Source organism: Nitrosopumilus sp., from assembly GCF_025698945.1.
Lineage (GTDB): Archaea > Thermoproteota > Nitrososphaeria > Nitrososphaerales > Nitrosopumilaceae > Nitrosopumilus.
In genome coordinates, this window is the sequence record NZ_JAILWM010000001.1 from 415,661 (window position 1) to 434,586 (window position 18,926).

The 18,926-nt window shown below is 32.8% G+C and carries 26 protein-coding genes; 3 read left to right on the top strand and 23 right to left on the bottom strand.

Translation table 11 applies throughout. The features are described from left to right. Positions 1-4 precede the first annotated feature (4 nt). The 14 genes from K5790_RS02745 to K5790_RS02810 form a co-directional block, all read right to left on the bottom strand. A complete protein-coding gene (locus tag K5790_RS02745; protein ID WP_297592199.1) occupies positions 5-721 on the bottom strand; it encodes a 30S ribosomal protein S4e in 717 nt (238 codons plus the stop codon). Then, on the bottom strand, positions 721-1,197 hold the full coding sequence (rplX, locus tag K5790_RS02750) for a 50S ribosomal protein L24 (RefSeq protein WP_297592201.1): 477 nt from the start codon (positions 1,195-1,197) through the stop codon (positions 721-723). The genes K5790_RS02745 and rplX overlap by 1 nt, the downstream gene beginning before the upstream one ends. A 4-nt stretch (positions 1,198-1,201) precedes the next feature. Continuing rightward, on the bottom strand, positions 1,202-1,624 hold the full coding sequence (locus tag K5790_RS02755; protein WP_297592203.1) for a 50S ribosomal protein L14: 423 nt from the start codon (positions 1,622-1,624) through the stop codon (positions 1,202-1,204). Between the two features lies 1 nt (position 1,625). Beyond that, complete coding sequence (locus K5790_RS02760; RefSeq protein WP_297592205.1) at positions 1,626-1,949, bottom strand: 30S ribosomal protein S17; 324 nt, start codon at positions 1,947-1,949, stop codon at positions 1,626-1,628. Beyond that, positions 1,946-2,212, bottom strand: a complete 267-nt coding sequence (locus K5790_RS02765; protein WP_297592207.1) for a ribonuclease P protein subunit — start codon at positions 2,210-2,212, stop codon at positions 1,946-1,948. The genes K5790_RS02760 and K5790_RS02765 overlap by 4 nt, the downstream gene beginning before the upstream one ends. Next, positions 2,209-2,415 carry a 50S ribosomal protein L29 gene (gene rpmC, locus K5790_RS02770; protein ID WP_297592209.1) on the bottom strand — a complete coding sequence of 69 codons (207 nt, stop codon included), beginning with the start codon at positions 2,413-2,415 and terminating at the stop codon, positions 2,209-2,211. The genes K5790_RS02765 and rpmC overlap by 4 nt, the downstream gene beginning before the upstream one ends. Continuing rightward, positions 2,412-3,167, bottom strand: coding sequence for a 30S ribosomal protein S3 (locus K5790_RS02775; protein ID WP_297592211.1), 756 nt, complete (start codon positions 3,165-3,167; stop codon positions 2,412-2,414). Before K5790_RS02775 ends, rpmC begins: the two co-directional genes overlap by 4 nt. A gap of 2 nt (positions 3,168-3,169) precedes the next feature. Further along, complete coding sequence (locus K5790_RS02780; RefSeq protein WP_297592213.1) at positions 3,170-3,628, bottom strand: 50S ribosomal protein L22; 459 nt, start codon at positions 3,626-3,628, stop codon at positions 3,170-3,172. Positions 3,629-3,633: 5 nt separating this feature from the next. Further along, a complete protein-coding gene (locus tag K5790_RS02785; RefSeq protein WP_297592215.1) occupies positions 3,634-4,029 on the bottom strand; it encodes a 30S ribosomal protein S19 in 396 nt (131 codons plus the stop codon). Between the two features lie 41 nt (positions 4,030-4,070). Beyond that, entirely contained in the window at positions 4,071-4,337 is a 267-nt protein-coding gene (locus tag K5790_RS02790; RefSeq protein ID WP_297592216.1) for a 50S ribosomal protein L23, read from the bottom strand. Then, a complete protein-coding gene (gene rplD / locus K5790_RS02795) occupies positions 4,334-5,146 on the bottom strand; it encodes a 50S ribosomal protein L4 (RefSeq protein WP_297592218.1) in 813 nt (270 codons plus the stop codon). Before rplD ends, K5790_RS02790 begins: the two co-directional genes overlap by 4 nt. After that, entirely contained in the window at positions 5,146-6,138 is a 993-nt protein-coding gene (locus K5790_RS02800) for a 50S ribosomal protein L3 (RefSeq protein ID WP_297592221.1), read from the bottom strand. The genes rplD and K5790_RS02800 overlap by 1 nt, the downstream gene beginning before the upstream one ends. A 205-nt stretch (positions 6,139-6,343) precedes the next feature. Next, a complete protein-coding gene (locus K5790_RS02805) occupies positions 6,344-7,156 on the bottom strand; it encodes a putative RNA uridine N3 methyltransferase (RefSeq protein ID WP_297592223.1) in 813 nt (270 codons plus the stop codon). A 32-nt stretch (positions 7,157-7,188) separates the two neighbouring features. Beyond that, positions 7,189-7,926 (bottom strand): archaeal proteasome endopeptidase complex subunit alpha, encoded by a 738-nt coding sequence (locus K5790_RS02810; protein ID WP_297592225.1) that lies wholly within the window; start codon positions 7,924-7,926, stop codon positions 7,189-7,191. Positions 7,927-7,978: 52 nt separating this feature from the next. On the opposite strand from K5790_RS02810, the gene K5790_RS02815 reads away from it, so the two are divergent. Further along, complete coding sequence (locus tag K5790_RS02815; RefSeq protein WP_297592227.1) at positions 7,979-8,395, top strand: DUF371 domain-containing protein; 417 nt, start codon at positions 7,979-7,981, stop codon at positions 8,393-8,395. A 248-nt stretch (positions 8,396-8,643) separates the two neighbouring features. Continuing rightward, the gene (locus K5790_RS02820) at positions 8,644-8,982 is read left to right on the top strand and encodes a hypothetical protein (RefSeq protein WP_297592229.1); all 339 of its coding nucleotides are present in this window, start codon (positions 8,644-8,646) and stop codon (positions 8,980-8,982) included. A gap of 16 nt (positions 8,983-8,998) precedes the next feature. Here the strand turns inward: K5790_RS02820 and K5790_RS02825 are convergent, their stop codons facing one another. From K5790_RS02825 to bioA, 6 genes are all read right to left on the bottom strand, one after another. Next, the gene (locus K5790_RS02825) at positions 8,999-9,649 is read right to left on the bottom strand and encodes a Snf7 family protein (protein WP_297592231.1); all 651 of its coding nucleotides are present in this window, start codon (positions 9,647-9,649) and stop codon (positions 8,999-9,001) included. A 94-nt stretch (positions 9,650-9,743) separates the two neighbouring features. Then, a complete protein-coding gene (locus K5790_RS02830) occupies positions 9,744-10,850 on the bottom strand; it encodes a redoxin family protein (protein WP_297592233.1) in 1,107 nt (368 codons plus the stop codon). A gap of 4 nt (positions 10,851-10,854) precedes the next feature. Beyond that, positions 10,855-11,589, bottom strand: a complete 735-nt coding sequence (locus K5790_RS02835) for a cytochrome c biogenesis protein CcdA (RefSeq protein ID WP_297592235.1) — start codon at positions 11,587-11,589, stop codon at positions 10,855-10,857. 204 nt (positions 11,590-11,793) lie between these two features. Beyond that, the gene (locus tag K5790_RS02840; protein WP_297592237.1) at positions 11,794-12,921 is read right to left on the bottom strand and encodes an aminotransferase class I/II-fold pyridoxal phosphate-dependent enzyme; all 1,128 of its coding nucleotides are present in this window, start codon (positions 12,919-12,921) and stop codon (positions 11,794-11,796) included. Next, positions 12,905-13,882, bottom strand: coding sequence for a biotin synthase BioB (gene bioB, locus K5790_RS02845; RefSeq protein ID WP_297592239.1), 978 nt, complete (start codon positions 13,880-13,882; stop codon positions 12,905-12,907). Before bioB ends, K5790_RS02840 begins: the two co-directional genes overlap by 17 nt. A gap of 72 nt (positions 13,883-13,954) precedes the next feature. After that, entirely contained in the window at positions 13,955-15,277 is a 1,323-nt protein-coding gene (gene bioA / locus K5790_RS02850; RefSeq protein ID WP_297592241.1) for an adenosylmethionine--8-amino-7-oxononanoate transaminase, read from the bottom strand. A gap of 74 nt (positions 15,278-15,351) precedes the next feature. Here bioA and bioD point away from each other — a divergent pair, with 74 nt between their 5' ends. Beyond that, entirely contained in the window at positions 15,352-16,038 is a 687-nt protein-coding gene (bioD, locus tag K5790_RS02855) for a dethiobiotin synthase (protein ID WP_297592243.1), read from the top strand. A 4-nt stretch (positions 16,039-16,042) separates the two neighbouring features. On the opposite strand, the gene K5790_RS02860 is transcribed toward bioD, so the two are convergent. The 3 genes from K5790_RS02860 to K5790_RS02870 form a co-directional block, all read right to left on the bottom strand. Continuing rightward, positions 16,043-16,591, bottom strand: a complete 549-nt coding sequence (locus K5790_RS02860) for a hypothetical protein (protein ID WP_297592245.1) — start codon at positions 16,589-16,591, stop codon at positions 16,043-16,045. After that, positions 16,591-17,985 carry a hydroxymethylglutaryl-CoA synthase gene (locus tag K5790_RS02865; RefSeq protein WP_297592247.1) on the bottom strand — a complete coding sequence of 465 codons (1,395 nt, stop codon included), beginning with the start codon at positions 17,983-17,985 and terminating at the stop codon, positions 16,591-16,593. Before K5790_RS02865 ends, K5790_RS02860 begins: the two co-directional genes overlap by 1 nt. A 105-nt stretch (positions 17,986-18,090) precedes the next feature. Then, positions 18,091-18,795 carry a DsbA family protein gene (locus K5790_RS02870; protein WP_297592248.1) on the bottom strand — a complete coding sequence of 235 codons (705 nt, stop codon included), beginning with the start codon at positions 18,793-18,795 and terminating at the stop codon, positions 18,091-18,093. Between the last annotated feature and the right edge of the window lie 131 nt (positions 18,796-18,926).

An 18,926-nucleotide genomic window follows, 5' to 3' on the forward strand; every position in this document is an offset into this window, starting at 1 on the left:
ATGATCACTTTATTTGAATTACTGGTCCTTCCTTTCCGATAGGCATAATGATATCTGCTGGAATTTCGATTTTTCTATCCTCCAATGCCAGAACAACTCTTTTTGGTAGGATGAATGTTCCTTCTTCTAAACTTTCAATTTTGCCAATCTCTCCTGCATTAATTCCACGTGTTACTAGACCTTGATAACCTGATTCTAGCTTAATTGTTTCAATAATTTTTATTTCTGGTATTTGAATCAAACAAGTATCTCCAACATTTACTTTTGTATCTGTAATTGTTGAACGACCATCATGGAAACCGATTTGTGTTTTTCCAGAATTAATTGTGGTTTTACTAACTACTCTAACAAGTTTTTTAGATTTTTCTGCTTCGTTAATTTTTATTGGTTTTAGTAGCTTACCATCAGTTGGAACTAGACGGTAAATTTCTTTTACATTTTCTAATTCAACAACATCCATTAATCCAATTGCATGATGAAGTGATTTTCTTACAACTCCATCAATTTTTACTTTTCCTGAATAAATAGCAGTTTTAGCTTCTCTGAGTGATGTAACAATTTTTAGCATATCTCTTAGAAAAACAGCAGTTGGAACTGAATACTCTTTTTTATGTGGTCCTGGTCTTACTGTAACTACAAATCTTTTATCTTTTCTAGTAATTCCCCAAAACTGAGGAGCCATTTGTCGTTTGAGTTTTTTACTTCCTGAAATGCTTACCATTAACCTTCATCATCCTTTTTTTTGTTTTTTTCTGCCACTTTTGTTTCTTTAGGCGTCTCTTTTGGATCTTCCTTCGATGTTTCTTTTGCGTCTTTCTTCATTGGTGTTTCTTTTGGCTGTTTTCTAGGATCTTTGCCTTCTAGCTTTGAAATTCTCCATTTGTCATCGGAATTAAGTGAAGTCACTACTAGGTTTGAAGTGTGAATATAGACATCAAATTTATCTCCTTTGGTTTTTTCTTTTTTGATCCCTTCAATTGCTACACTACTTTTCTCAGTAGAAATTTTTGCAACTTTGCCTTCTACTCCTTTAAATTCGCCTCTTAGAATTTTAACACTATCTCCTTCAATAACACGGACACTTCTTTTCCCATATTTTTTATGGAGGTCTTTTGATAATGCACTTCCAAGTTGTTTACTTCTCGTTTGGAATGTTGCTTGATAAATCTGATGATTGCGCATTTTAGTTGGTTTCATTTTATTATACCACCATTGATGCCAAATTAGCTACTCTTGGCCATTTTTCTGTAGCTTCTGCTGCAACTGGTCCTTTGATGTCTGTTCCTTTAGTTTCTCCTTCTGGAGTGATTAATACTGCTGCATTATCTTCAAAACAAACTCTTACACCATTTAATCTACGAACTGCATATTTTTGTCTGATAATTACTGCACCATATACTTGCTTTCTTAATTCTGCTGGACCTTTTTTAACAACTACATTACAAAAATCTCCAACTGCTGCTGCTGGCAATCTTGAAACTCTAGTTTTATGTCTTGGCACATTAATAATTTCTAAAATTTTAGCTCCTGAATTATCTGCACAAACAATATTTGCTCCTACTGGAATAGATCTTGTTACATATGGTCTAAATTCTTCTACTCCTTTACCTGCTTGCTTTGCCATTTTAAGTTCTAACCTCCACAACTACATAGGATACTGATTTTGATAATGGTCTGCATTCTGCAGTAAGTACATGATCTCCTGATTCTACATCGATACATCCAGGTACATGTGCATGGATGATACTTCTTCCTCTAGCATATCTCTTAAATTTGTTAAAGTATACTGGATCGTCTTTTTGTAAAGTGATGGTTTGTTTTGCTTTATTTCCTGTTACTTTTCCATCAAAGAGTTTTCCTCGAATTGATAACCCTCCGTGGAATGGACAGTTTTTATCAGTACACTCTCTTTCTGGTTCTTTTACTTTTAGCCCAATATTTCGAGTCATGTTTTTCCTCCTATTCTATCAAATGATCTTTTGGTTATTCTGGAACCCTCGATGATTATCTCTTTGTTTTCAATTGAGAAACTCCAACTACTTGTTGATTTTGCTATTAATTTTTGACCTTTTTTAGTATCTATTGTGAACATTGATTTTGTTTCATCCACAATCCTTCCATTTAATCCTACTACTTGAGGATTGGTCGATTGAATAATTCTTGTATTTAATCCAATTAATTCATGTGATGTGATGTTTTCAGCAGTGATCATTTTTCTTTCCTCATCTCATTTAGTCTAGTTAACATTCTTGCAATATCATGGCGTATTGGTTTTAATTTTCCACTTTCTTTTCTTAATGTTCCTTTAGCTGCATCAACTCTAAGTTTTGATAGTTCACTTCTACTTTCCTGAATCTTACTTTTAAGATCTTTTTCATTTAATTGCCTTATTGTTTTCATACTTAGTCTGGTCATTTGAACAAATTCTCCTCTTCTTCTAATGTTTCAAGCTCTTTCATTTTTTCTTCTTCTAACGCAATTTGCTCTGATTCAGTTCTTGCTTTCTTTTCAGCTGCTGTTTCATCTCTCATCTTTCCTGTTCCCTTATCTTTAACTTGTCTGGGTTTCATAGTTTTTTCAGTTCTCATTTCAAATTCTGGAATAAATTTTTCATTTCTTGCAATTCTAATTCTAATTCCAATTAACCCCATTGCTGTTTTTACATGTGCAATGTCTTCATCTACGATTACTTCTGCATGATGTCCAGCTCTAGGTAAGATTCCTGCTGTATGTTTTTCAAATGCGGAACGATCTCCTCTAAGTTTTCCTGAAATTGTAATCTGTACTCCCATTGCTCCATTTTCCATAATTTGTTTTAGTGTCCACATTGTGGCTCTTCTAAATGCAGTTCCTCGTTCAAGATGTGCAGCCATTCTATTACACATTACACTTGGAGATAATTCTGGTTTTTCAATCTCAACAACCGAAATTTGTGGGTTTTTTAATCCAAAATCTGTTGCAAGTTTATCTGTTAACTCACGAATTCCAGAACCTTTTCTTCCAATTACTATTCCAGGTCTTGTAACATGCAATGAAACTCTTGTTCCTGTTGGTGTTTTTGAAATCTCTGCATGCGAAAATCCTGCTTCTTTAATTGCAATTCTTAGATAATCTTTGAGAAGCATCATGTTATAGTTGTCTTTGATTACGTTTTTGACTGCAGACATTTCTAAATCTCCTGTGCCACCAATTCTACATGTGTAAGTACATTGTTTTTGGGAGTTGCTCTGCCCATGGCTCTTGGAATAAATCTTTTAACAATTACGCCTTTGTGAACTGTTGCATTAACAATTTTTAATCTATCTAAATCCATTCCTTTGTATTCTGCATTTGATTCTAAATTATCTAAAACCTTGATGAATTCTTTGGCTGTTTTTTGTGGATATCGTCCAGACATCATTCCCGGATCTGCTTTATGCCCTACTTGATTCTTAAATCGTCTAAATGCAATTGCTCTGTCTTTATTAATTACGGCTTGAAGATAGTCTCTAGCTCTTTCAATTGACAGTCCTTTTATTGAAACTGCAACTTCACGTGCATGTTTGTGGGAAATATCTTTCTCTCTTAGTGAAGAACGTACATGACGTGTTGGGTCATAATTTTGGAAAGCGTAATTGAATCTACCCATAATTCTCACTTCAATGGAACGTAGAGACTGGATCTTGATGCACCAACACCTGGGGCACCGTGTGAAACTCTCTTGTTTGTTATGACATATTCTCCCAAGTAATGTCCAATCATTTCAGCTCTGATATTGACTGGAACAAAATCTTTTCCTGAGAAAACATTTACTGTAACTCCTACCATGTATGGCAGAACAATCAAATCTCTAAGGTGAGTTTTGATAGGATTCTTTAATTTACCTGCTTTTGCAGCTTTAATTTCTTCAATTAATTTTCTTTTTCCATCCGTAATTCCTCTTGTAAGTGATCGTCTTTGTCTAGCATTAAATAATTGGAATAATTTCTCTAATGACATATTTTCCAATTCCTCTTTAGGAATTCCTTTATACAAAAATTCTTTAACCAATCTTATTCTCCTCTGTTAGTGTTCGAGTTTTGTGGTCCATATTATAGCATTCCTATCTTTGTTGCCAAATCCCTTGCTTTTTCTGTATTTTCAAACTGAACAAATGCTTTTTTGCCATAAATAGTTCTAGCCGTGTTTACATTTGTCACTTTTTCTTTGTAAAGTGTATTGACAGCTTCTGCAATCTGTGGTTTACTTGCTGATCTTTCGACAATGAAACATATTTTATTTTCACTTTCAACCATTGCAAACGTCTTTTCTGTAATGTAAGGTTTGATTATGATTTTACTAGCTTGATCTACATTCATTTTGTTTTCACCATGATCTCCAAATGTGTTGATTTAATTTTTCCAATTTCTTCAATTGCTGATTTTGAATATACTGTTAATCTAATAGGATCAGAACCTGGTGCTAAATCCAATACACTTAGTTCCTTGACACTTGTAGCTTCTATTCCTGGTAGTGCACCAATTGCTTTTCTAAGATTTGTTGCATCTTTAGTTACAAACAAAACGCTCTTTCCAACCTTTTTACTTCTGCCTCTAAGTGATGGTTTTCCTGAACGTGGTTTTCTTGATTGTAATCTTTTTACATCTTGTGATAGTTTTAATGATTCTAATATTTTGGAAACCTCACTTGCTTTTGCAATATTTTCAATATCGTCTGACACAATAATTGGAAATGATTCGATGCCATTGATTTTGTGGCCTCTTGATTCTATGAGATCTTTTGATGCAGTTGCAGCAATTGCAGAACACAATGCTAGTTTGTTTTCTTTTTTGTTTAATTTTTTGTAAATTATTTTACCTACAATAGGTGGATGAGCTTGTCTGCCGCCTCTAGTTGATGCTACTTCTCCTCCTTGGCCTTGTCTTCCACCTCCACCGCCTCTCATTCTTGCAACACGTGATACGCCTTGACCTGTTGGAGGATCATTTGAGTCAGCAACAACGTCTTGTCCTGCTGATGGGTGTCTTCCTTGTGGTTGGAATTTGTGGGAATTTAGATTGGTGAATGCCTTGTGAATTAATTCTCTTCTAAACGGAGTTGAGAAAATTAATGGAAGTTCTATTTCTCCATCCTTTGTTCCACTGGTTGTGTATAATGTAGTTTTCATTAGATAACTACCTCCAGAATATTTGGTTTGATAACTTTGGTTGGAGCATTTCTGATTTGACTTCTTAATTTAATCAGTCTTCTATATGTTCCTGGAACTGAACCTTTTAGAATGATGAAATCACCTTTTACTAATCCAAAATGTTTGTATCCGCCATCAGGATTTATTTTGATTTGTTCATCATCTGTATTTCCCATTATCATAATTCTTTTGTCATATTCAATTCTTTGATGAAATCCCATTTGTCCTGCTCTTGGTACAGTATACATGACACTTTGTGGTGAGATTGGACCAAGTGAACCTACCTCTCTAACGGTCTTTCTAGATTTATGCTGTTTCTTTTTTACTCCCCATCTCTGAATAACTCCTTGCCATCCTTTACCTTTTGTAATTGCAGCTACATCAACAGTAGCGCCAGTTTCAAAAATTTGATCAATTTTAATTTCTTTTCCAAGTAATTCTTTAACATGTGTAAATTGTTTTTGTATGTCTCCTCCACTAACTGATGCTTCAAAAATATATGGTTTCTTTTGTTCCAATCCTGCAGCACTAGGAGACACTGCAACAATTGCAAAAATTTCTTTAATTTTTCCTAATCTTTTTTCTGCATTTTCTAATGCACCTTCTTTGTTTTTTAGTGTAATTTCTTTTGCGATAAATTTTGGTATGTCTTCTGCATACACATCAAATTCTGCATGCATCCCATTATGATCCTTAGAATACCCTCTTACTCCCAAAATTAGGACTGGCGGAGTAACTAAAACAGTGCCAAGACTAACTAATTGTTTTCCTGCATTAGGTGTTTTATCTCGATCATCAATAGTTACAATTTGAACACAACCAGCTTTGAAACCGCAATGAGCTAGAATTCTGGGCTCTTCAGAATCAATTTTAGGCCATGCTCTAATTCTTGCTTCCATGCTTTTAGCACGTCCTCTAGGGGAATATGCAAGACTTCCTCTTCTTGGTTGATGGTTCTTTCTAGCACCCATGATTAAAACGCATCATCGATTACCCTCTATTAAACCATGTGAGATATCGTTAACCAGTTTAAAATTAATGGTTAACCAACTATACCTAAAATTTTATGGTTGAAACAAATCTTTAACTGAATTCCAAATTGTGAAAGCACCTATAATAATTCCTAGAAATCCGATCCCAATAGCCAAAAGTAAGAAATTTTTTCTTTCTTTCATACTATGAATTATTTTCAGCATTAATTATTGCTAGTGTTCCAAGCAGTGCTTCTTCAAGTCGTACTGTTTGTGTTGCTTGATTTGGAAAAAAGTTTAGTGTCTTAGCATTTTGTACATTTTTCATTTTTCCACTTAGAATTTCATGAACTCCTTTTTCTGGAGATCCAAACACCACTAGCGTGTCAAGATCTGATTTTGTGTATTTTGATAACTGTTCTCTAGTTGCGGTTTTTCCTTTTCTTGATGTAATTATTATGTTGCCTTTCCATTCTGATAACAATGAAAAGAGATTTGCTCTTTCTTTTACCGAGTATCCCCAATAAAACGGAATTTCATTTCTGTTAATCTCTTTTACTGATAATTTTGGATACCCTTCTTTGAATTGTATCGTGACTCTTTTACCTACAGGTGTTTTTCCAAAAAATGGAATTAGTTGATTTATCCCTGCATCCACAAATTTTTTACCTTTAATACTTACAACGATTCCTTCTCTAATATCTCCACGAATAATTTTTTTTGGATTGGCAGGTGTGATGTGACTTGGAATTTTTAACGGCTGCAGTACCCCTGCAAATTTTAAATCGTTCATTTTTGGAAACAATCTTCTTCTCAAAAACTGGGGTGTTTCTAAATATTTTAAAATCATTAACATCAATGCCCCATCTGTTTTATTTTCTCCTTCTTGGTACACATAGATTGTATCGATTTTAAAAATTGCACATGCTCTTGCTAATACCGATATCTTTCTAGTTTTATCTATCTTCAATGATTCATCTGAAAGTGATGATTCGGGTATTGCTACAGATAACTTCAATCTAATTAAATCTCACAATCTTTTAATGATAATTAATTTTTCTCGTGTGGGTATTTCTCTTTTGCAATTTTTGCATAATTTGTAATTTGTTTATCTGAGACCAATTCATACAAGCCAGTATCTGTTTTGATACATGCCATTCGAATGTGACTTGTACCTTCTTTATCTTCACTAGATAGATAAATCCCTGCAGTAGCTAAAACTGATGCATCTTCTAATGAAAGATCTTGATTGTAAGTTTTTTCTAAAAAGTCTGTCACTTGTTCAGAACCTGAACCAATTGCAATTGCATCATATGAAATGTATGTTCCACTTGGGTCTGTGAGGTATAATTGAGGTGTATTGTTCACAACTCCTCCCAAAATTAATGCAACACCAAATGGTCTTACTCCAGCATACTGTGTATATTGTTGAGATTGATCTGCTAAGTGTTTGGCAATTGTTTCAACTTCAACTGGTTCATCATAAATCATTTTGTTACTTTGTGAGAAAAATCTCGCATTATCTACTTGACTTCTTGCATCTGGAATGTATCCTGCAGCTGCAACTCCGACATGATCATCAATTTGAAAAATCTTTTGAGCCGTATCTGAGATTTGTAGTTTTCTTGGTTTTTCTTCGACTGCAATTATGATTCCGTCTTTACATTTTACCCCCACGGCAATAGTGCCTCTTCTAACAGTTTCAATTGCATACTCTACTTGGTAAAGTCTACCGTCAGGAGAAAATACTGTAATAGCTCTGTCATAACCTTGTTGTGCAGGAAGCATTTGAATCAAATGCTTTGAAAGTTTAATTTAAGTCTAGCCTATCACTTTTGCCGTGAGGTATCAAATACAATTTTCTGGACATGAAAATATTAGATCAAACCATACAAAAACTATAGAAATTACAAAAGAGTCTCATTTAACCCCTCAGGGTGATTGCATAGTTGGGGTAAATGCAACTTCAAGTTGTGCCGATTTACCATTGGGATTAAAAGAAAAACTAAAAAATTCCAATACTGTTGTAACCCTTTCCATCACTGTTGGTGAGTATGAATTTGTAATAGTTGGCAAGGGCCATCCTGAACTACTTTTAACTCATAATGAAGACATTGTTATTAGAAAAAGTGATTTTATCTGCCCACGAACGTTAGCAATAAAATGTGACAAATCTTCTGATCTGCTACCACGAGAGATGGTTTCATTATTGCAAGATCCTAGAACAAAAGGGATCTTTACTATTGATGTTGATTAAGAATGTGACAATTTTATACTCTTTATTTCTATTTTCTATTATGGGTCGTAAAACCAATTTTTTCATTTTGATTCCTTTGGCAGTATTTGCTGCAATTATTCTTGGATTTGGAATGTATAACACATTGTGTAAAAATGTGAATATCCCTTTGAATTGCTAGATTTACTTAATTTCTTTTCAAATATTTCCTGTTTTGGTTAATTCTGATTTAGCAAGAATCTCTTAAAGCATGTCTCTTTAGATTTTTTATGGTAAAAACCATTGAATTACCAATATCAAAATTGCCTACTGATTTAGAATTAAAAAAACTAAAAGAATATTTTAAAGAAATGCCTGTTCAAGAAATATTAACCGGACTCAAATTTGCAAAGAATCGATGGTCTGCAAAGGATGCTGGAACCTTAAAGGTGGGTAGAAAAAGTATTATTCAAAAAGAAATTCATTCTGTCACAACAGAACAAGCTCAATGGAGATTAAAAAATTGGAAGATGATGATTGCAAATTATCGCAGACGTGGATATAGTTATCCTACAATATCGAGAATTAAAAAAATTTTAATTCAAAAAAGTAAAAAGAAATCAAAATGAAAATTAATCATTCATCTTAGATAAAAACATCTGATTTTTTTTCTACAATCTGGTGTTTGAGACTATCTGGAACATCTGGAATTACAGCTTTAGTTTGACCTGCAATTACACTATGTGCTTCCTCAAGAATTGCTAATGTGTCAGCATTTGTCTCTGTTCCAACACTCATAGTTTCACCCATACTCATTGATGATCCTGACATAACATCGCCTAATATCTGTGACAAGTCTTGCATAGATGCATTTGCCTCAGGCATAATTCCATTTAGTGATGGACTGAGACCTTTGATAATAGACATGCAAGGACTTAGTGTAACTACTACATCGCCCAGTTCTGAAACTGTGTCTAATCTAAGCTTGATCTGTTCCATACTGAGTTTTGCACCGCTAACCATATTCTTCATCTTTCTGACTTGTGCTAATTCGCTTGCATAAGCTTGTGCGTAACCATTCTTGTTATTTCTTTGAGCATTTACTATTTTTTCAAAAATAATATCATGTTTTTTCTTTAGTTTTTCATCTATTGAATCTAATTTTGAGATTTGAAATTGTAATTTTTTTTGTGCAAAATCAATTTTGTTTTTTAATGGTTCATCTGGTCTTACTTTACCCATAAATTTTTGGGATATGCTTTCTCCTTCTGTTTTATTCCAAGAATTACTTATCATGCCTTATTTTCCTTGATCATTGTGGAAAATTTTGTTTTAAACAGGTTTGTCACTCTTCCTAGTGTAACTGGAGTTACAACTGGGGTTGGTTACATCATCCAAAAGTGAATGTAAATATTTGAAATCCTTTACCTTTAATCTTAATTTCCATAATATGTGATGAACTAGAATCACTACTGACTATATTGTATAATCCAGGTTCCGATACAACCAGACGATTATCAGAGATGATATCTTTTCCAGCATCTTGTTGAGTTAAAGGACTGTCATCAAGAAATATTTCTAATTCTGCATCATTTGAAGTGACAATGTTTACTTCTTTTGCATTGTATTGTAGTTTGATAGAGCCAACATCCGAAACTAACTCCATACTATCTGCTAAATTAATCCATTCTCCTATTGGATAGAATTTATGAAGATCAATTTTTTTAGGATTTGAATATTTGACTAATTTTTCTGGTTGAAATCCCTCATCACTTCCTAATTGATTTCTATTTTGAGCAAAGTTATATCCAAAATACAATTCTGGTGTTCTAAAAATTGTATGTTCGAATTCTTCAATTGTGACTAGAGGGACCGCAGATGGCACTTGAATTCCAAGTGACAATGATCTTTCTTCTAAAAGTTTCTGAATTACTTTTTCCGTTTCTTGATATCCTCCCTCTCCGATATGATCGTATCTGATGAATCCTTCATGATCAGCAATGTATTTTCTTGGCCAATATCTATTCTCAAAAGCTTTCCATGTTTCCATGTCGTTATCTAATACTACGGGATAATTAATTCCATATTTGTCAATGGCCATCTTTACATTTTCAGGATCTTTTTCAAATTCAAATTCAGGTGAATGAATTCCAATAATTAGTAATCCCTGATCTGAGTATTTTTCGTCCCATGCTGTAATGTATGGGAGTGTTCTGATACAATTGATGCAACTATATGTCCAAATATCATAGAGAACTACTTTATCTTTAATTTTATTTTTTAACTCTTCTGAAGATGTATTGAGATAATATTCTATTCCAACTAGTTCCGGAGCTTTTTTGAATCTTGATTTATCTATTTTATCTGCAGAATCAGATTCCAAAATGTTGTTAGATGAAATACTTTCATCAAATGATGAGAAAATCATACTCATTATGCCTACTGCTGTAACTATTACTATGCTAAGAATTAATGCTGTTTTGATTTCTTGTTTCATTTATTCACCCCAAAAATAACAATTCATTGAGAAGTGGAAAATTTGCAATGTATGCTAATTGATTTGTAAAAACCAATACTCCCAACACCACAATGAATCCCCCTAATATTACATTATAATATTTTAGATGTTTTCCCATCATTCTAATGATTCTAGTGGCTCTTGAATAAAATATTCCAATTAAAATAAATGGAATTCCTAAACCTAATGAATATACTAAAAGTAAATTAAATGCAACTGAGGGTGTGGTTGCAGCTAATGTGAGAATTGTTCCAAGAATTGGTCCTACACATGGAGTCCATCCTGCTGCAAAAGCTAATCCAAACACAAAAGACATTGGATAACTTGCCTTTGTTCTTTGAGGAAAGAATTTTTTTTCTACATTTAATTTATTAATTTTTGTTGATAATAGTAAAAATATTCCAAACCCTATAATGATTATTCCTCCAATTTGGTTTAAACCTTCAACAATATTTCCAGTTGATGTTGATAGAACACTGTTAATAATTACGCCTAGAGTTGAAAACACTACCGAAAATCCCAAGACAAAAAATACTGAATTTAGTACAATGTTTGCTCTGTTAATTGTAATTGTTTTGGACCCTTTATTTTGATTTAATTCTGAGAGTGTTGTTCCGGAAATATATGCAAGAAAAGCTGGAATCATAGGTAAAATACATGGAGCTACAAAAGATCCGAGTCCTGCAAGTGCAGCAACGGCAAGAGTGATTTCAGCCATAAGTTATTTTTATGATTTTTCCTTTAAAGCCTTCTTCCATATCTTTACCCAATGTTTGTGCAATCCGTTTTTAACTAGGTAATTGACAATTTTATTATGAATAAGAGATTCATTATAGTAGGTGTTGCTTTGGCAATTGTAATTACTCTTGCAGTAATCATTGGATCCCCTGCTCTTGGCGGCTTTGATTCTATGCGTTAATCATTAAAATCGCTTAAATCCCTTCTCAAAGATATCTAGCGTATAATCAATATCTGTTTTTGTTAGCCATGCAGTCACTGAAATTCTTAGTCTTGCCTGATTTTTAGGAACTGTTGGATATCTTATAGGTTGAGCATAAATCCCATTTTTAAATAAAAATTTTCCAAAATCCAAAGATCTCTTTTCATCTCCAATCAGAATTGGAATAATTTGGGTCTTTGAGTTAATTTCATAACCTATTTTCTTAAGGCCCTTTGATAATTGTAAAGTGTTTTTCTCTAATCTCTTTTTCTGTTTTTCTCGGTTTGTTTCAATTCTCTTTAAGGCATGTTCCACTAAAAATGATGGTAATGCAGATGTATAGATAAAGGATTTTGCTTTGTTAATACATAAATCAATTACATTATTTTGTGATGCGACATATCCTCCAAAAGATCCTAAACCTTTACTTAAACTACTGATATACACATCAATTTTTTTTGCAACATTAAAATGACTTGGAGTTCCTTTACCATCTTTTCCAACCACGAAATCCCCATGTGCATCATCAATTATGGTAATCGCATTATTTTTTTCAGAAATTTCGGTAATTTCATCAAGTAAAGAATAGTCTCCATCCATACTAAAAACCCCTTCACTGATTATGAACTTGTTTTTTGCTTTTGATTTTATTTTCTTCTTCAAATCTTTCATGTCATTATGTTTGTAAATCATCACTTTTGCATTTGATAGTTTACAGGATTCAATAATACTTGCATGATTCAACTCATCACTTAAAATCAAATCTCCTTTATTTGCCATTGATGATATTGTTCCTAAATTCGCCATGTAACCTGTAGGGTAAATTAGACTTTTTTGTTGTGATTTGTGCTTTGCAAGAATATTTTCTAATTTTTCATATGATTTATCGTTCCCAGAAACAAGTCTTGAGCTTGATTGTAATTGATTAATCTGAATCTTGGTTATTGGTAAGCCCAAATAATCATTTGAACATAAGTTAAGTAATTTTTTTCCATCAATAATTATGTCTGCTTTAGTTGCTTTTCCATATCGTAATGTTCTATACAGATTGTTTTTTCTTATCTTTTCTAGTTCTAAATCAATGAAATTTAGTTTACGCTTTAAGGCCAATCTTCTCTATCATTTCTCTGTCTTTTTTAGCCTCATTTCCACCCATAGTCAAGTATCCTGAAGTAATAATTCCGTTTGCCCCACTTTGAAGTAATTCTTCACCAGAGTCTTCTAAATTAAGTTCCCTGCCTCCTGATATTTTGATCACTGATTCTGGTAATAGGAATCTTATCACTGCAAAAATTCTAACTATTTCTGAATTTGGAAGTTGTGTTTGTAACTCTAATGGCGTTCCTGGAACTGGAACAAGTATGTTGATGGTAACTTCTTCAGGATATATTCTTGCTAATTCCATCGTCAACTCAAATCTTTGTTCTCTTGTCTCTCCAAGACCAATAATTCCTCCTGTGCATAATTCCAATCCTGCATCTCTGGCAATTTTTAAAGTATTCAATCTGTCTTCATATGTGTGTGTTGTACAAATTTCTGAAAATTTAGATTTTGCAGTTTCTAAATTATGATTGTATCTTTTTACATTTAATTTTTTTAATTTTTCTGCTTGCTCCTTAATGAGAAATCCTAAACTACATTCAACACTTATTCCAACTTTATTATTAATTTGAGAAATTATTTTGCATACTTTTTCAAAATCTTTTGGTGATGGCTCTCTCCACGCTGCAACTAGACAATAGGATTCAGCTCCTTCTTGTTTAGCTTTTTCTGCTTTGAGAACAACTTCTTCTGGTGATGGTAATTGATATGTTTCGATACCTGTATCAAAAAAAGCAGATTGCCCACAAAATGTACAATCTTCACTACATGCATTTTTTTTGATATTGTTTAATTGTTCAACATCCACTTTTTGACCATTAAAATCTCTTGTAATTTCATTAGCACATTGTGCAAGATCTTTTAGATTTTCATCTGGGATGTTAAATAATTCATGTGCCTCCTCAAATGACAATCCATTTCCAGAAAAAACTTTCTCTTGACATTCTTTAATGAATTTCTGTACTTTCATGTTCTGATTTAATAATATTCTATTTATAACAATAATGGAATTGTTAACCATTGACAAAAGGGTGGTTAACAACTAAATTAATTGAGATTTGGCTGCTTTAATGGTTTTAATCACTCGTTTTAGGAGTAAATTTAGTTCATTCTCAGTTATTGCTAAGGGAGGAACTATCATAACGATATTTCCCAATGTTCTAAGATAAATTCCGTTTTTCTTTCCTTCTTCAAAAAATATTTTGTTAATTGATTTTTTAGGGCTAACTGGAGTTTTTCTCTCTTGATTTGAAACAAGTTCAATTCCCATTAACATTCCTTTATGTCTAATGTCTCCCACAATATCTATTCCAGATATTTCTTGATAGTACTTTTCAAAAATTTTTTGTGTTTTTTGTATTTTTTTGATCAGATTATTTTTTTCATACATGTTTAGATTTTCAATAGCAATCGAGGCAGCTATTGGGTTTCCAGTATATGTGTGTCCGTGAAATAGATGTTTCCATTCATTGAATTCTCCTAAAAATGAATTATACACTTTTTTGTTTGCCAATGTTGCAGCCATAGTAAGATATCCGCCAGTCAACATTTTACCAAATGCAACAATATCTGGAATACTTTTTTGTTTCTTATATTCTATCATTGATCCTAACCTGCCAAATCCGGTAGCGATTTCATCTAGTACTAATAATACATCGTGTTTTTTACATAATCTGCTAATTCTTCTTTGAAAATTATCTGGATAAATTATCACTCCTCCTGCCACTTGTGCCCCGCTTTCCATTACAAATGCTGCAATGTCATTATTTTTTTGAAATTTTTTCTCAATTTTTTCTATACATTGACTTTCGTAGTCTGAAAAAGTTAGTCCATTTGGAATTCTATACCTGTTAGGTGCTGGAAATTGTATTGTAGAAAATAACTGTTTTTTAAATTTTTTAAAAAATTCTGGAACATATCCTACGGACATTGCTCCGAATGTATCTCCATGATATCCATTTTTCAATGTTGCAATTTGTGTTTTTTTTGATTCACCAATATTTTTCCAATATTGTAATGACATTTTGATTGCAATTTCCATTGCCGATGAACCATTATCAGAATAAAATACTCTGTGCATTCCAGGGGAAACCTCTATCAGTTTTTTTGCTAATTTTTCTGCAGGTCCATTTGTAAGATTAAACATTGATGAATGTTGAAGCTTTTTACTTTGATTTTGAATACATTTGATTAATTTTGGATTTGAGTGTCCCCAGACATTGCACCACATAGATGCAACTGCATCTATCATTTTATTTCCATTAGAATCTGTTAGCCAAACCCCCTTGGCACTTTTTATCTCATCAAATGATTCCCATTCACTCATTTGGGTATTTGGATGCCATACAAAACTGGTATTTTTCAAACATTTTTTATTATTTTTTTGTTCTTAATAATCAAACGACAAGATTAATCAACATTAATAATTCATAATATTTGTTGAAATCACTATTCATTTCGGGAACTGATACTGATGTGGGCAAAACCTATGTCACTGCCGGGTTGGCGATACTTCTTCGAAAAATGAATATTGATGTGGGTGTTATGAAGCCATTTGCTGCCGGCATAGCACAAAAAAAAGGTTTCAAATCCGAAGATGTTGAAATTATTGCAAACGCTGCACAAGTAAGTGATCCTGAAAATTTGTTGAATCCGCAATTTTTCCCTATTCCTGCATCCCCATTTACTGCTATGAAATCACTAAAAATTAAACCAAAAATTGACTTGGCTCTTTCAAATTTTAAAAAATTATCGAAACTTCATGATATGCTATTAGTTGAAGGAATGGGTGGAATTATGACACCAATTCTAAAAAACTATTTTGTTACAAATTTAATCAAAGACATGAAAATTCCTACAATTATTGTCACACGAACTAAAGTTGGAACCATTAATCATACTATAATGACGGTCAATATGTGTCAGAAATATAAAATTCCTATTCGAGGAATTATCATCAATGATTTTGATTCAGATGGTTACAAAACAAATGAACTTTCTCGTGATTTGAATGATTTAACTGGTATTCCTATTCTGGGTTCAATTCCTTTTATTGAAGATGTTGGTGATTCATCAATATACAAAATTTTTAAGAAAAATCTTAACATGAAAATCATTTTAAAATAATTACCTAAATCCTTAAAATTTTGAATTTGTTTGTACCACCAACATTGGTGAAATTGGCTATCTCAAAGATAATTTTGGAAAAGGTATTATTTTCTTTAGATAATACAAACAATTTCTTTTCAATAGAAATATTTTCAGATAAAACGACCCAAATATTTTCTGATATTTTCTGACATTTCTCTAATTGAGTAATTCTTTCTTCAATAACTTTCATCTTTGAGGATTTTGGTATGCAAATTAATAATGTCTTTTCTGGATCACTCTCAAGTGTTTTTGTATCTGGAACTACTATGTCTAACTCGATTCCCTTGTACTCTATATTTCTTTGACTTGTAATCAAGGCATTTGTAAGTAGATAATGCAAAATACCTGTTGCCAAAATTCCCACAACTTCATCTTTTTCCCCTAATGTGAGTACGTTATCATAACAATTTTGGATAATCTCATCAATTATCTGATCAAATCTCTTCTCTGAAATTAATTTTGGAATAGTTTCTGAATTTTTGATATAATCAAATAGATACGCCTTTACTGGATTTGGAACTTCTTCCATCATTCATTAAAGATGTAACGTCTTTCGCCTCTAGTTTCTTTTTGAGTATTCACATTAACTAACACAAATTCTTTTTCTGAATGCAGCATCGCTTCCTCAGGTGTCAATTTGTTCTCATGCAGTTCTTCATATTCATCCCATGTTAGTTTTTTCCTAGGTCCAATCTCTACTTCCAAATTCATATTTTTTACCATCTCTTTGTATTCAGGCTGAATAACTCCGCTGAATACCATGGCGCTACTTCCACTACCATATGATCCAAAACCAAATCTTTTTCCTTCCAAATCTATTCCTTTTTGATATTCAAATTCTAAACAACTCCTAAACCCAAGATACAATGAAGCAGTATACAAATTTCCTATCATGCTAGATGCAATTAATGAACTTGAAAGTTTTGATTCATACACTTCTTGATATTGTTGAGTTTTTGTAAATAGTTTTGTAAATTCATGATCTCTTGCCATGAATTCTTCATCGCTTAAAACAGATTCAATTGTACCACGTGGATCTTTCGGAACTGGTTCTTCCATGCCAATTTCTTGTAATACTTTTTTCCATCTGGGTAGTTGCCTCCATTCATGTCTAACTAAATATGCTAATGCCTTCTTTCCCATGTTGCTATATGGCAAGTGCATATTGATATAGTCCATATGATCAAGTATTGTCTCACCTGGTTCAATTTTGATCAAACCTGATGAAATCACTTTTTTCTTGTATGCTTCTAAAGCTTTTCTTACCTGTATCATATACAACAGATTAGAATACTGTCCATGAACTATTGGGGTTTCTTTTCCAAATGGTCTGTAAAAATCATATTCATCTTTAATTGATGTACTAGTTACTTTAGGATCAAATGATAATAAACGAGGATTGTCATTGAGAAGCATCACCACAGCTCCAGCACCCTGAGTCATTTCTCCACTTGAACCCATGTCATATTTTGCAATGTCTGACACTACTACAAGTGCATGTTTTCCTTCTGCTTCTCCTGCTCTAATCCAATTTGTATTGTCATACAGAGCATAGGACCCACTCACACATGCAAATTTTGTTTCTACTCCGCCACAATGCTCAAATGCACCTTGACCATAGACTTGTTCCAGCATTCCAATAACATAGGAATTCATAGCCTTTGATTCATCAAAAGCAGATTCTGTTGAAACATACAGCCTTCCAATATCTTCAGGAGATAGTTTGTTTCGCTGCATAATTTTCAAACAAGCATTTGCCGCTAAACAAGCAGGATCTTGATTGGCATCAACGATTGCCATCTGTGATACGCCTAAACCTTTTTGTAATTTTACAGGATCTAACCCTCTAGCTGCAGCAAAATCAGCTGCATCAATATACAATCTTGGAATATAGATTGCGATATCATCAATCCCTGCTGCCATAAGCTTGGCTCCGATATTTCACTAATAAGGTTATTGTGTAAATTCTAACTAACTAGGTATGGAAATTTTCATACATTTTTATAATTTTTCTATCTGATCGCTAATTTATTTTGCAAGCTCTGCTTCAAAGATGCTTTCAAAGACATCATAAGGCTGTGCTCCAAAAATTCGTGTGATTTTCCCATCAGGACCTATCACAAAAAATGCAGGAGTGCCTGTCAACTCTAATTTTTTTGCATCTTCATTACTTGCTAGAATTGTTTTAGAATGAATTCCCTCAATCATGCACTGTGACCATTGATCTATGTTTAATTCTAGTTCTTGGGCAAATCTTAAAAGATTTTCAGATGATGCCCAACCATTGTTTTCACCAGTCCAATTGGAATATAGAATATCATGATATTCCCAGAATTTCCCTTGATCATTTGCACAATGTGCACCATGTGATGCATTTACAGAATCAGGGCCAATTATATTATAATCTTTGAAAATCATTCTTACTTTACCAGTTTCAACATAATTTTCTAAAACTGAATCTTCTGTGGTATGAAAGAACACATTACAAAAGTGACATTGATAATCTCCAAATTCAACTAGTGTTATCTTTGCATTTGAATCCCCTAAAATTGGAGATCCATTTGACAAGAACGTTTCCATGGTAATTTGTTGAGGTCCAATCTGTTCTAATTCGGGAGTAGGTTCCAAAACAAGTTCTGATTCATTTGTAACATTATCAAACATTAAGAATATGGTCATTAGTGAAACTGATGCAATAATAGCACCAATTGCTAATGATGGACCATGTAACATACCTCTAATTTTTTATCAATACATTTAGTCGTTTGTGATTTGGTCTTATTTCATGTTAAAATTCACATTTTCAACCTTAAAATCGCCTTTTAAAGAAAACAGTTTTGTTTTTCGTGAAATCTAAAAATATA

Coding starts and splice junctions, on each gene's coding strand:
- K5790_RS02745 (WP_297592199.1), bottom strand. CDS start 721: ATGGTAAGCATTTCAGGAAGTAAAAAACTCAAACGACAAATGGCTCCT.
- rplX (WP_297592201.1), bottom strand. CDS start 1,197: ATGAAACCAACTAAAATGCGCAATCATCAGATTTATCAAGCAACATTC.
- K5790_RS02755 (WP_297592203.1), bottom strand. CDS start 1,624: ATGGCAAAGCAAGCAGGTAAAGGAGTAGAAGAATTTAGACCATATGTA.
- K5790_RS02760 (WP_297592205.1), bottom strand. CDS start 1,949: ATGACTCGAAATATTGGGCTAAAAGTAAAAGAACCAGAAAGAGAGTGT.
- K5790_RS02765 (WP_297592207.1), bottom strand. CDS start 2,212: ATGATCACTGCTGAAAACATCACATCACATGAATTAATTGGATTAAAT.
- rpmC (WP_297592209.1), bottom strand. CDS start 2,415: ATGACCAGACTAAGTATGAAAACAATAAGGCAATTAAATGAAAAAGAT.
- K5790_RS02775 (WP_297592211.1), bottom strand. CDS start 3,167: ATGTCTGCAGTCAAAAACGTAATCAAAGACAACTATAACATGATGCTT.
- K5790_RS02780 (WP_297592213.1), bottom strand. CDS start 3,628: ATGGGTAGATTCAATTACGCTTTCCAAAATTATGACCCAACACGTCAT.
- K5790_RS02790 (WP_297592216.1), bottom strand. CDS start 4,337: ATGAATGTAGATCAAGCTAGTAAAATCATAATCAAACCTTACATTACA.
- rplD (WP_297592218.1), bottom strand. CDS start 5,146: ATGAAAACTACATTATACACAACCAGTGGAACAAAGGATGGAGAAATA.
- K5790_RS02800 (WP_297592221.1), bottom strand. CDS start 6,138: ATGGGTGCTAGAAAGAACCATCAACCAAGAAGAGGAAGTCTTGCATAT.
- K5790_RS02810 (WP_297592225.1), bottom strand. CDS start 7,926: ATGCTTCCTGCACAACAAGGTTATGACAGAGCTATTACAGTATTTTCT.
- K5790_RS02820 (WP_297592229.1), top strand. CDS start 8,644: ATGGTAAAAACCATTGAATTACCAATATCAAAATTGCCTACTGATTTA.
- K5790_RS02825 (WP_297592231.1), bottom strand. CDS start 9,649: ATGATAAGTAATTCTTGGAATAAAACAGAAGGAGAAAGCATATCCCAA.
- K5790_RS02830 (WP_297592233.1), bottom strand. CDS start 10,850: ATGAAACAAGAAATCAAAACAGCATTAATTCTTAGCATAGTAATAGTT.
- K5790_RS02835 (WP_297592235.1), bottom strand. CDS start 11,589: ATGGCTGAAATCACTCTTGCCGTTGCTGCACTTGCAGGACTCGGATCT.
- bioB (WP_297592239.1), bottom strand. CDS start 13,882: ATGAAAGTACAGAAATTCATTAAAGAATGTCAAGAGAAAGTTTTTTCT.
- K5790_RS02860 (WP_297592245.1), bottom strand. CDS start 16,591: ATGGAAGAAGTTCCAAATCCAGTAAAGGCGTATCTATTTGATTATATC.
- K5790_RS02865 (WP_297592247.1), bottom strand. CDS start 17,985: ATGGCAGCAGGGATTGATGATATCGCAATCTATATTCCAAGATTGTAT.
- K5790_RS02870 (WP_297592248.1), bottom strand. CDS start 18,795: ATGTTACATGGTCCATCATTAGCAATTGGTGCTATTATTGCATCAGTT.